Below are 12,476 nucleotides of genomic sequence, written 5' to 3'. Positions count from 1 at the left end.
CAGGTAAAAGCCCTGTAGCTCAAAGCCTGCTCCCTCCGAGACGGATCCCGAGTACCGCGAGACACGTGAAACCTCGTGGGAATCCGGCAGGACCATCTGCCAAGGCTAAATACTCTCTGGCGACCGATAGTGAAGCAGTACCGTGAGGGAAAGGTGAAAAGCACCGCGGGAGCGGAGTGAAATAGAACCTGAAACCGTGCGCTTACAACAAGTCAGAGCCCGTTTTAGGGGTGATGGCGTGCCTTTTGTAGAATGAACCGGCGAGTTACGTTCACGTGCAAGGTTAAGTCGGGAAGACGGAGCCGCAGCGAAAGCGAGTCTGAATAGGGCGCTTCAGTACGTGGGTGTAGACCCGAAACCGGGTGATCTACCCCTGTCCAGGGTGAAGGTGCGGTAACACGCACTGGAGGCCCGAACCCACGAATGTTGAAAAATTCGGGGATGAGGTGGGGGTAGCGGAGAAATTCCAATCGAACTCGGAAATAGCTGGTTCTCCCCGAAATAGCTTTAGGGCTAGCCTCGGTGTCGAGCATGCTGGAGGTAGAGCACTGATTGGGTGCGGGGCCCGCCAAGGGTTACCAAGTCCAGTCAAACTCCGAATGCCAGTCATGTATAACCGGGAGTCAGACGGTGAGTGCTAAGATCCATCGTCAAGAGGGAAACAGCCCAGATCATCAGCTAAGGTCCCCCAGTGTGTGTTAAGTGGGAAAGGATGTGGAGTTGCCCAGACAACCAGGATGTTGGCTTAGAAGCAGCCACCATTTAAAGAGTGCGTAATAGCTCACTGGTCGAGTGACTCTGCGCCGAAAATGTAACGGGGCTAAACACACCACCGAAGCTATGGCATGTACCAATGGGTACTTGGGTAGGGGAGCGTTGTGTATAGGTTGAAGTCAGACCGCAAGGACTGGTGGACAGTACACAAGTGAGAATGCCGGTATGAGTAACGAAAAGATCAGTGAGAATCTGATCCGCCGTAAGCCTAAGGGTTCCTGAGGAAGGTTCGTCCGCTCAGGGTAAGTCGGGACCTAAGGCGAGGCCGAAAGGCGTAGTCGAAGGACAACAGGTTGATATTCCTGTACCACCGTAAGCCGTTACGAGCAATGGGGTGACGCAGAAGGGTAGTGACGCGGACCGATGGATGTGTCCGTCCAAGCAGTGAGGCTGGTTTGTTGGCAAATCCGCAAACCGTAAGGCTGGGCTGTGATGGGGAGGGAAACTTATAGTACCGAAGGTCATGATCTCCGGCTGCCAAGAAAAGCCTCTAGCCAGGCGAAGGTGCCCGTACCGCAAACCGACACAGGTAGGCGAGCAGAGCATGCTAAGGCGCGCGGAGTAACTCTCGTTAAGGAACTCGGCAACATGACCCCGTAACTTCGGGAGAAGGGGTGCCTCGGTAGGGTGAATAGCCCGAGGGGGCCGCAGTGAAAAGGCCCAAGCGACTGTTTAGCAAAAACACAGGTCTGTGCGAAGCCGTAAGGCGAAGTATACGGGCTGACGCCTGCCCGGTGCTGGAAGGTTAAGGGGAGCGGTTAGGGGCAACCCGAAGCTGTGAACCGAAGCCCCAGTAAACGGCGGCCGTAACTATAACGGTCCTAAGGTAGCGAAATTCCTTGTCAGGTAAATTCTGACCCGCACGAATGGCGTAACGACTTGGGCGCTGTCTCAACGAGAGATCCGGTGAAATTTTACTACCTGTGAAGATGCAGGTTACCCGCGACAAGACGGAAAGACCCCATGGAGCTTTACTGCAGCTTGATATTGGACTTTGGTACGATCTGTACAGGATAGGTGGGAGCCTAGGAATCCGGAGCGCCAGCTTCGGAGGAGGCGCCGTTGGGATACCACCCTGATCGTATCGGAGTTCTAACCTGGCACCGTGAAACCGGTGCAGGGACCGTGTCAGGCGGGCAGTTTGACTGGGGCGGTCGCCTCCTAAAATGTAACGGAGGCGCCCAAAGGTTCCCTCAGAATGGTTGGAAATCATTCGCAGCGTGCAAAGGCATAAGGGAGCTTGACTGCGAGACCTACAAGTCGAGCAGGGACGAAAGTCGGGCTTAGTGATCCGGTGGTACCGAATGGAAGGGCCATCGCTCAACGGATAAAAGCTACCCTGGGGATAACAGGCTTATCTCCCCCAAGAGTCCACATCGACGGGGAGGTTTGGCACCTCGATGTCGGCTCATCGCATCCTGGGGCTGAAGTAGGTCCCAAGGGTTGGGCTGTTCGCCCATTAAAGCGGTACGCGAGCTGGGTTCAGAACGTCGTGAGACAGTTCGGTCCCTATCTGTCGTGGGCGCAGGAAATTTGAGAGGAGCTGTCCTTAGTACGAGAGGACCGGGATGGACGTACCGCTGGTGTACCAGTTGTTCCGCCAGGAGCACCGCTGGGTAGCTACGTACGGACGGGATAAGCGCTGAAAGCATCTAAGCGCGAAGCCCCCCTCAAGATGAGATTTCCCAGTATGTAAGACCCCTGGTAGACGACCAGGTTGATAGGCTCGAGGTGGAAGCGCGGCAACGCGTGCAGCTGACGAGTACTAATCGGTCGAGGGCTTATCCTATTCAAGCAAGACACAGCCGGTCAGCACGGCATTTCGTTCGATCCAGTTTTCAGGGCGCAAGTCCTGAAGAGATGATTACTGGCGCGGGGTGGAGCAGTCCGGTAGCTCGTCGGGCTCATAACCCGAAGGTCACAGGTTCAAATCCTGTCCCCGCAACCAATCTCTTTCTACATAAGAACTGATTTTTCATTCGGAGCTGTGGTGTAGAGGCCTAACATGCCTGCCTGTCACGCAGGAGACCGCGGGTTCGAATCCCGTCAGCTCCGCCATTTTTCTTCATCTGCGGAAGTGGCTCAGCGGTAGAGCATCGCCTTGCCAAGGCGAGGGTCGCGGGTTCGATTCCCGTCTTCCGCTCCATATGAATTCGACAAGCTGCCCTCGGCAGCTTTTTTCTTTTTCCACCAGCTTTTTTTTTCACCCATCGACAATCGGGCTGGCGGTAAAAACCGCAGCCCCTGCCCCCGTGAGTCCATATCGTTGAAATTTCTCCCTCCCATGTCTTAAAAGTTCTTCGTTCATGTTTTAGCCAAGTCTGACTTTCCCTTATCCGTAAAGGCTTTTTCCAAAATCCTTCTTATACTTTTCTCCAATTTAATTCAAATCGCATTATGATATGGAATTTACGGTCGCGCGGAAGCAGGGTGCGTCTTTAAGCGTTTTTTGTCTGAATCTGAAAAAAATCCCCCGCCGATTCCGAATTGTCCCCCTAGCGAAGCTTATGGTTTTACCTGAAAATAGGAACTACCTTCACCGTCTCTTATGTCACTATAACTTCCAAAAAGGTAGAATCGAATTCTCGATTGATACCCGGTACTAAAAGCGAAAGCGATACCAAATTGATGGGATGAGAACGGACGGCTTATTCGGTTGCTAGAGTTGGAGTTATTTCACATAGGTTGTCATGTTCAAGGGAGGAATTTTCATGGTGAGGGGTAAAGCTCAAACGGAGGTGAAGCGGCTCAACGTTCGAGGCTAAACCGGTTTCAACTTGGCTTGATTCCATAAAGGAGGAAAACAGAAATGATATTCAAATCTCGTAAATCCCGGAGAGGCTATGCGATCGCGATGGTCGCGGCTATGGCGCTTTCCATGTTCCCGGCCTTCGGGGGCAGCGTGAAGCAGGCTGAGGCGGCTTCGAACTACAAGATTGTCGGCTACTATGCCTCATGGGCGGCTTATGGCCGCGCCTACAACGTAACGGATATCGACGCCAGCAAGATGAACGTCATCAATTACGCGTTTGCCGATATATGCTGGAACGGAAAGCATGGAAATCCGGATCCGACAGGTCCAAATCCGACGACCTGGTCCTGTCAGAACGAAGCCGGCCAGACGATCAACGCACCGAACGGAACGGTCGTGCTGGGCGATCCATGGATCGATGCCCAGAAGAGCTTCGGCGACGACAAGTGGGACGACCCTATCAAAGGCAACCTCAAGCAGCTGTGGAAACTCAAGGATAAGAATCCGGACTTGAAGACGGTCATCTCGATCGGCGGCTGGACGTGGTCGAACCGTTTCTCCGATGTCGCCGCTTCGGCAGCGACGCGTGAAGTGTTCGCCAACTCCTCGGTCGACTTCATCCGCAAATACAAGATGGACGGCGTCGATCTCGATTGGGAGTACCCGGTCAGCGGCGGTCTCGACGGCAACAGCTACCGTCCGGAAGACAAGCAGAACTATGTCCTGCTGCTTCAGAAAGTACGGGAGAAGCTCGACGCGGCCGAAAAGGTCGACGGCAAGGAATACCTGCTGACGATCGCTTCCGGAGCCGGTCCGACCTATATCCAGAACAATGATCTCGTGGGCATCGCGAACGTCGTCGACTGGATCAACATCATGACCTACGATTTCAACGGCAGCTGGAACAAGACGAGCGGTCACAACGCTCCGTTGTACTACGATACGGCCGCAAGCAACAGCGGCCTGACGGATCCGCAAAACTTCAACATCGACAAGGCGGTCACCACCTATCTGTCCAAAGGCGTACCGGCCAGCAAGCTCGTCCTCGGCATGGCGTTTTATGGACGGGGCTGGGGTGGATGCCCGACGGCGGGCAACGGCCAATATCAGGTATGCGCCGGCATCTCTTCGACCGGAACGTGGGAGAAGGGCAGCTACGACTTCTATGACCTTGAAGCCAACTACATCAATAAAAACGGCTACACCCGCTACTGGAACGACGCTGCGAAGGTGCCTTATCTGTACAATCCGACCAACGGCACGTTCATCAGCTACGACGACGTTCAATCCTTCGACTTCAAGACGAGCTACCTGAAGTCCAAGGGACTGGCCGGCGCGATGTTCTGGGAGACGAGCGGCGACCGCAACAAAACGCTGCTGAACAAGCTGGCATCCGATCTCGGATACGCTGGCGCGACGCCGACGCCGGTACCGACGGCTACGCCTAGCGCGACGCCAACGCCGACCACTAGCCCGACTGCGACGCCAGGCACGACGCCGACGCCGACCGCAACGCCTACTCCTGGCGCATGCACCGTGGCGGCCTGGAGCTCGACGGCGGTTTACAACGGCGGCCAGAAAGCTTCTTATAACGGAACGATTTATGAAGCGAAATGGTGGACGCAAGGCGATCGCCCGGATCTGAGCGGCGCGAGCGGTCCTTGGAAAACGGCTGGAACTTGCGGAACCGCCACTCCGACGCCTTCTGCGACGCCGACGCCAACGCCAATCACGACGCCAACGCCAACGCCAAAGCCGAGCACGACGCCAACGGCTACACCGACGGCTACACCGACGGCTACACCGAGCGCAACGCCGACGGCTACACCGACCGCAACGCCGACAGCTACACCGACTCCGGGCGTATCTGCATGGGCGTCGGGAATCGCCTACAAAACGGGCGACACGGTAAGCTACAGCGGCAAGACGTATACGTGCCTTCAGCCGCACACCTCTTTGGCAGGCTGGGAGCCGGCTACGACTCCCGCTCTCTGGAAACTGAAATAAGCAGCTGCCCATGAAGCCCCTGTCCGCAGCCTTCCGATGAATCAATGGAACGGCTCGGAGGGGCTTTTCCATCCCTCATCTCATCTGCAATCGAACTCATCCCTAGCCTGGAGGAATCGCATGATGGCCATCCATTCCCGCAAAGCCAAGCCGTCCGTCCGACTGTTCGCCGCCCTGATGAGCCTGTTCGTGCTCATCCCGTTCTATGGAGCAGGTACCGCGCTGACGGCCGACGCGGCCGGCACGACGCCTGCCGCTCCCGCTCCCGCCGCCGATCATCCCCGCAAGATCGTCGCCTACTTCCCTGAATGGGGAGACCAGGAAAACAAGGGCTTTTACACGGTCGACAAAATTCCTTGGGGAAGCATCACGCACATCAACTACGCTTTCGCCAAAGTAAACGCCCAGAACAAGATCGACTTCATAGACCGCAAGGCGGCTGTCGAGAAGGACTATGCCGGGCAGCTCGCCGATCTTCCGTTCAAGGGGCATTTCAACCAGCTCGTGAAGTACAAGCAGCTCTATCCGGACGTACGCACGCTGATCTCGGTCGGCGGCTGGGCCGCATCCGGGGGCTTCTACAACATGGCCAACACGGAAGCGGGCCGCGAGACGTTCGCGAACAGCGTCATCGACTTCCTGCGGACCTATCGGTTCAACGGCGTCGACATCGACTGGGAGTATCCTTCCGGTACGGGCCAATCGGGCAATCCGAATGACTTCGCTGTCGCCGAGCCGCTGCGCAAGGTCAACTATGACAACTATATCCTACTGATGAAAAAGCTGCGCGAGAAGCTGGACGCTGCAGGCGCCCAAGACAATCAGAAATATGATCTGACGGTCGCCGCGACGGCGTCGAGCTGGATTCTCGGCGGCATGAAGCTTGGCGAGGCCAACCAATATCTCGACTGGGCGAACCTCATGACCTACGATTTCCATGGCGCATGGAACGGTTATGTCGGTCCGCACTCCGCTCTGTACCCAGACGCCCGCGACACGGAAACCGCCGCCCTCGGCACGCCGGTGCTGAACACCGACTGGGCGACCCGCTATTACCTGGGCACGCTGCCCCCGGAGAAGATCGTCATCGGCGTCCCGTACTATTCCCGCGGGTGGAAGAACGTAAACGGCGGAATCGACAACACCGGCTTGTATGGTACGGCGCCGACGACCGGAGGAGGAGCGGACGGAGAGTTCGGCATTTGGAACGATCCGGCGCCGGAGCAGCCGGGCGGAGCGAACCCGATCTGGCATATTCTCAATCTGCTCAAAGACCCGGCCAACAAGCGCTATTTCGACCCGGTGACAAAAACGCCTTACCTGTTCAATGCGAGCAAAAAAGTGTTCTTGACCTATGAGGATACGGAATCGCTCGGCTACAAGCTGGACTACATCAAGGAAAAGGGCTTGGGCGGCATGATGTTCTGGGAGTTGACCGGCGACTATTCGCAGGCGGCAGACGGAACGTACACCTACGGCAATACGCTGACGGAGTTCGCCTACGGCAAGCTCAAGACGGCGGGACTGCCCGGCGGACCGGCCAAGCCGCAGCTGCCGGCCCCGAAAAACTTCAGCATCGCTTTCAGCGGCAATTACGATCATCCGAACTATACGTACTCGCTCAAAATCACGAACAACACCGGAGCGGATATCGCCGGCGGCTGGAAGCTTGAATTCGACCTGCCGACGACGACGACGCTGACGTCCGCCTGGGGAGCCGGCTCGGTCGAGCGCATCTCGGCCGGGTGGGATTTCAATCGCTATCGCCTGACGGGCACGGCGACCCAGACGATCGCCAGCGGCGCGACGCTGGACATTCCGGGCATGATGAAGCTGAACTTCTCAGGCGGACCGCAGCGCGTGACGCTGAACGGCAGCTCGTCGCAAGCCGAGTATGACAAGCTGTACGGAGGTACGGCTCCAAGCCCGACGCCAAGTCCGACCGCAACGCCGAGCGCGACTCCGGGCTCGAGCGCGACGCCTAGTCCTACGGCTTCGCCGACCGCGACGCCGACGCCGACCGTCACTCCCGGCGCATGCACCGCAGCCGCTTGGAACGCGACGACTGCCTACTCCGGCGGCCAGAAGGCTTCCTACAACGGCACGGCATACGAGGCGAAGTGGTGGACGCAGGGTGACCGGCCTGACCTCAGCGGAGCGAACGGTCCGTGGAAGGCCACCGGCGCTTGCGGAACGCCGAGCCCGACGCCGACACCTAGTGCGACACCGACGGCGACGCCAACTCCGGCGCCGACGGCAACGCCGAAACCAAGCGTGACGCCGAGCCCGACGGCGACGCCAACCCCGGCGCCGACGGCAACGCCGAAGCCGAGCGTGACGCCGAGCCCGACGGCAACGGCAACCCCGACGGCAACGCCGACCCCGGCTCCGACGGCGACGCCAGGCGCGTCCGCCTGGACTGCCGGCACGGCCTACAAAACCGGGGACAAAGTGACGTATGGCGGAAAAACTTACAGCTGCTTGCAGCCTCATACGGCGCTGGCCGGCTGGGAGCCGTCTACGACCCCTGCACTGTGGAAGCTTGCTTAACGCTTCCGTGATCCGCCAAGAACCCTGCCTCCGCGACGAGGCAGGGTTCTTGGCGTCATGTCGCGAATGGTAAGGAGGCATCGCTGGAGAGAAAGGGTGAAGGCAATGAACGTGCTTGTACTTGGCGGGACGAGATTCATGGGTAAGCACCTGGTCGACGAGCTGCTGCGGGAGGGCCACGCGGTGACCGTCGGCTCCACAAGCAGGACGGAGGTCCGGTATGACCGCGAGCCGGAGAAGCTGAGGTTGGACCGGGAGAATGCCGGATCGATGCTGGAGGCCGTGCAGGGCCGGAGCTGGGATGTCGTGTACGATATGATCGGCTACTCTCCCGATGATGCGAGGCTGGCTTGCGAGGCATTCGCGGGACGGACGCGGCGCTTCGTCTTCATCTCCTCGCTGTCCGTTTACGAGCCGGCCGAAAAGGCGCAGGCGGAGACGGACTGGCTCCCTTACGGTTATCCCGCAACCGGGACGGACCGCTCCTCTCTCGGCTATGCCGAAGGCAAAAGGCAGTCGGAGGCCGTGCTGGCGGGAGCCGAGGGCATGGAGACGATTTTCGTACGCCCGCCTTTTGTCATCGGGGAGGACGACTATACCCGTCGGCTCCACTGGCATGTCGATCGGATCGCGAACGGACTTGAAATCGGCCTGCCGGCGCCGGAAGCGCGCGTGCAGTTCATCCGCTCCGACGAGGCGGGGCGATTCCTTGGCTGGCTGAAGACCGCGCCCCTGTCGGGTCCGGTGAACGCCTGCTCCGCGGGAAGCATCCCGCTGCGGGAGCTCTTGGAGCTCATCGGCGAGGCGACGGGCAGAACGCCGAGAATCACGGCTTCCGTCACGGATGAGAATGCATCTCCTTACGGGGTGACGGGATCCTGGTACATGGATCATGGGAAAGCCGAAGCGGCGGGGTACCGGTTCGAGAGGCTCATGGACTGGCTGCCGGGATTCGTCGGGCGTCTGGCCGCATCTCGGCCACGGGACTGAACATGGAACCGCCATCCGCGGTCTTAGCAATAAGCGGCGAGCGCCGGACGGCGCCTGCCGCTTATTCGGGTTTTTTCGGCAGTTGCCGAATCTCAATCGAGCTGTTATACTGAAATTAAGAACAAATGTTCGCAATGCAGGAGGTGGTAGCTGTGTCTGCAGCCAAAGGGGAATCGATTCGGGTCAAGCAGCTCATGTCGAGGGTCAAGGAAGAAAAGATGCCTTTCAGCTGGTCGATCAATCCGTACCGAGGCTGCGCGCATGGCTGCAGCTTCTGCTATGCCCGAGCTTTTCAATCGTACATCGGAATGGACAGCGACGAATTCCAGCGGAGAATTCTCATCAAGGAAAATGCCGCCGAGGCGCTCCAGGCGCAGCTTCATCGAACAGCGGCACGGCACCGGTTCGATCTGCCCGCGATGGCGAGGGAGATCGGGCATGTCGCGATCGGCACCGCTACGGATCCTTATCAGCCCGCCGAGGCCACCCATCGGATCACGCGGGAATGCCTCAAGGTGCTCGCGCGCTATCAAGTGCCGCTATCGATCACGACACGCTCGCCGCTCGTGCTGCGGGATCTCGATCTGCTCTCGCAGTGCCGGCTGCTGTCGGTCAACATCAGCCTTCATACGGTGGATGACCGGCTTATCCGCAGCCTGGAGCCGGGCTCGCCCTTGTCGGGACCGAGACTGCAGGCCGTTCGGGAGCTGCGGGAGGCCGGCTTGCCGGCGGGCGTATTCGCCGCGCCGATTCTTCCTCTCCTGTCCGATTCCAGGCAAGCCCTTCATGAGCTCATGAGCGCAGTGAAGTCCGCTGGCGCGCAGTTCATGATGAGCTCGCTGCTGCGGCTGACGCCAGAGGTCAAGAACTGGTACTACGCCATGCTTCGTCAGACGGCTCCGGGCGTGCTGCCGGAGTACGAGCGGATCTTTCAGGGAGCCTACGCCATCCGCAGCTATGAGGAGGAAGTCCGGAATCGGGTGGATGAGCTGCGGCTTCTTCACGGGTTGCCTCATGCTCCCGTCCCGGCAGAGGACGGCTCGGATCCGGCCGGGCCGCTGGAGGAGCGCGGGAAGCTGCATCTGCGGCTGGCATCGCGCAGGGAAGACCCCGCGGCCGTCATCAGCCCGGGGCCTGTCATAGAAGTGATGGAGCAGATGTCGTTTCCGCTCTGAATGCAGGCCGATTGACGCGATCTTTGGCCGGCTCGCGGTCGAGGACGGCTGGACGATCGGATGCCCTCGATGAGCATGGGCGAGCCTCGAGCCGCTCGCCTGTGGATGCAGGGCCGCCCGAGGCTGCCGGTGCCTTAGAAGCGGACCGAGATGCGGTCGAACGCATCGTCGGGAAGGACGAGGCGCTATGAGCCGCCGGGCTAGCCGCGCATCGGACTGCGTGGCGTCAAAATCCGGTCTTGTACTTGCGGGCGCTGGAGGAATCGTCCTTCGTATGCGTCTTGTCCTTTTCATCCTGCTGCTCGATCGTCAAGTCCTCGACGGGGATGGGATCGACGTTGAGCTGGGCGGGGTCCTGGTCCATCAGGCTTTCCTTTTCCGTCGGAAACTGCTCCGGGTGGTCACGGTCGGCCATGGAGGGAGTTTGGTTCAAAAGGGATTTGTCTTTTGGTTCAGTCATGTCGAGCACCTCGTTTCGGAATAGTCTCCTAGCCGGTCCCGGCAAGGAGGGGGGGTTGTCTTCCTTACCCGCAAGCAAGGAAGGTCTAACGCGGGTCGCAAGGGAGGCGGAGTCGGAAATGAAGCTGGCCAGGCTACTCGGCATCACGATGCTGCTGCTGGGAAGGCGCAGGGTCGGAGCGCAGGAGCTCTCCGAGCGCTTCGAGGTGTCGGTGCGCACGATCTATCGAGACTTGGAGGCGCTGAACGCGGCTGGAGTGCCCGTCGTGTCCTATCCGGGTCTGGACGGCGGGTATGAAATTCTGAAAACCTTTCAGATCGACCGACAGTATCTCAGCATGGACGAGCTGCGCTCCATGCTGATCGCCCTCAAAGGCGTGCAGGCCGCTTGGAGCGAGCAGCAGCTCGGCCGCCTGCTCGACAAGGTCAGCGCGCTGCTGAATCGCTCCGAGACGGGAGTCGAACGGGAGAGCGGGGCGGGACAGGTCGTGCTGGAGCTGAACCCGTGGCGATGCGGGGAGCGAGAGAAGAGAATGCTCGGGCAGCTGGAACAGGCGCTGGAGCACTGCCGTTCCATCCGCATGGCGTACACGGATTGGGAGGGCAAGGAATCGGAGCGTGAGATCGAACCGATCGGGCTGGTGCTTCGGGACATGGTCTGGTACTTGTACGGCTTTTGCCGGCTCCGCCAGGACTATCGGACGTTCAGGCTGAACCGAATTCAGCGGCTCGAGCCGCTGGAGGAGCGGTTCGAGCGCCATTCCATGACGATTCAGGAGCTGGATCGGCGTTGGGAAGCGGATGGAGAACCGCAGATCGAACTTCGGCTGCTGTTTCATCCCTCCGTTCGGACCCGCGTCCGGGACGACTATCCGGCACAGGCGATTCGGCAGCGCGAGGACGGCTGGCTGGAGGTCGACTGTGCTCCTTACGGAGGCTATTGGATGTACTCGCGACTGCTTAGCTACGGTCCCTGCGTGAAGATTGTTTGGCCGCCCGAAGCGGCACTGGAGCTGCGGCGCATGGCGCAAGGCATCGTCGAGCTTTATGCGGATTAAGGCCGAGGCAGCGGATCGAACCCCGTCTGCGGCATCAGTCCGTGCCGGCGGTCTATCCATGTGCCGTCTATCCATGTGCCGTCTATCCACGTATCGTCTATCCACATGCCATCTGTCCAAGTACCGTCTGTCGAGTTGACAGACGGTTTTTTGCCGTGATATTGTTCGAATATCAAACTATTAGATGGTCGAACTTGTACGAAAGGAGCCCGTCATGCAGGAAGCCAAGCTGAAGGAAATCATCGAGCGGTACGAGGCGGCGAGCTCTCAGGTCAATCGAAGATTCGCCGCGCTGATCCAGAACAAGCTGCCGGATGGACTTACGCAGGAGCAGTTCGGCATCATCCGCTACCTGAACGCGAATCCGGACAGCACATCCACGGAGCTGGCGGATGCGTTCTGCGTCGGCAAGAGCAGCATCACGTCCATCACGACGAAGCTTGTCGACAAGCGCCTCGTCCGCCGGCGTCCAGACGACCGGGACCGCCGGGTCACGTACCTGTCGCTGACGGAGGAAGGACGGATAGTCGCAGAGGAAGCGGGAAAGGTCGTCGGAGAAACGCTCGGCGCCTATATTTCGCGATTCACGGAAGAAGAGGCGACTCAATTCATCGAGATGTTCGAGGATCTAGCGGCGAGGCTGAAGGATTAAAGAGACGGGTCGAGGATCCAGCGGCGGGGCCAAAGGACGATAGAGACAAGAAGCCAGAG

General features: G+C 59.1%; 7 protein-coding genes, 3 tRNA genes and 1 rRNA gene (1 of these 11 cut by a window edge). 10 read left to right on the top strand and 1 reads right to left on the bottom strand.

Annotated elements, in window-relative coordinates:
• From HGI30_RS19105 to HGI30_RS19070, 8 genes are all read left to right on the top strand, one after another.
• Positions 1 to 2,563, top strand: a 23S ribosomal RNA gene (locus HGI30_RS19105); it begins 367 nt to the left of the window's first position.
• A gap of 82 nt (positions 2,564 to 2,645) precedes the next feature.
• Positions 2,646 to 2,722 (top strand) — tRNA-Met (locus HGI30_RS19100).
• A 33-nt stretch (positions 2,723 to 2,755) separates the two neighbouring features.
• Positions 2,756 to 2,832: transfer RNA gene (locus HGI30_RS19095), tRNA-Asp, on the top strand.
• 13 nt (positions 2,833 to 2,845) lie between these two features.
• A tRNA-Gly gene (locus tag HGI30_RS19090) sits at positions 2,846 to 2,920 on the top strand.
• Between the two features lie 663 nt (positions 2,921 to 3,583).
• Positions 3,584 to 5,533, top strand: a complete 1,950-nt coding sequence (locus HGI30_RS19085; protein ID WP_168909000.1) for a glycosyl hydrolase family 18 protein — start codon at positions 3,584 to 3,586, stop codon at positions 5,531 to 5,533.
• A 120-nt stretch (positions 5,534 to 5,653) separates the two neighbouring features.
• Positions 5,654 to 8,083 (top strand): glycosyl hydrolase family 18 protein, encoded by a 2,430-nt coding sequence (locus HGI30_RS19080; RefSeq protein ID WP_168908999.1) that lies wholly within the window; start codon positions 5,654 to 5,656, stop codon positions 8,081 to 8,083.
• A gap of 57 nt (positions 8,084 to 8,140) precedes the next feature.
• Positions 8,141 to 9,073, top strand: a complete 933-nt coding sequence (locus HGI30_RS19075) for an NAD-dependent epimerase/dehydratase family protein (RefSeq protein ID WP_328805169.1) — start codon at positions 8,141 to 8,143, stop codon at positions 9,071 to 9,073.
• Positions 9,074 to 9,225: 152 nt separating this feature from the next.
• On the top strand, positions 9,226 to 10,248 hold the full coding sequence (locus tag HGI30_RS19070) for an SPL family radical SAM protein (RefSeq protein ID WP_235680197.1): 1,023 nt from the start codon (positions 9,226 to 9,228) through the stop codon (positions 10,246 to 10,248).
• Positions 10,249 to 10,474: 226 nt separating this feature from the next.
• Here the strand turns inward: HGI30_RS19070 and HGI30_RS19065 are convergent, their stop codons facing one another.
• Positions 10,475 to 10,708 carry a hypothetical protein gene (locus HGI30_RS19065; protein WP_168908996.1) on the bottom strand — a complete coding sequence of 78 codons (234 nt, stop codon included), beginning with the start codon at positions 10,706 to 10,708 and terminating at the stop codon, positions 10,475 to 10,477.
• Positions 10,709 to 10,826: 118 nt separating this feature from the next.
• Between HGI30_RS19065 and HGI30_RS19060 the strand changes: the two genes are divergently transcribed.
• Positions 10,827 to 11,765 carry a helix-turn-helix transcriptional regulator gene (locus HGI30_RS19060; protein WP_168908995.1) on the top strand — a complete coding sequence of 313 codons (939 nt, stop codon included), beginning with the start codon at positions 10,827 to 10,829 and terminating at the stop codon, positions 11,763 to 11,765.
• 214 nt (positions 11,766 to 11,979) lie between these two features.
• Positions 11,980 to 12,417 (top strand): MarR family winged helix-turn-helix transcriptional regulator, encoded by a 438-nt coding sequence (locus tag HGI30_RS19055; protein ID WP_168908994.1) that lies wholly within the window; start codon positions 11,980 to 11,982, stop codon positions 12,415 to 12,417.
• The last annotated feature ends 59 nt before the right edge of the window (positions 12,418 to 12,476 follow it).

The organism is Paenibacillus albicereus (genome assembly GCF_012676905.1).
In the GTDB taxonomy this organism is placed as follows: domain Bacteria; phylum Bacillota; class Bacilli; order Paenibacillales; family Paenibacillaceae; genus Paenibacillus_O; species Paenibacillus_O albicereus.
Note: the sequence above shows the minus strand (reverse complement) of the source record. Positions and strands in the feature narration are given on the sequence as shown.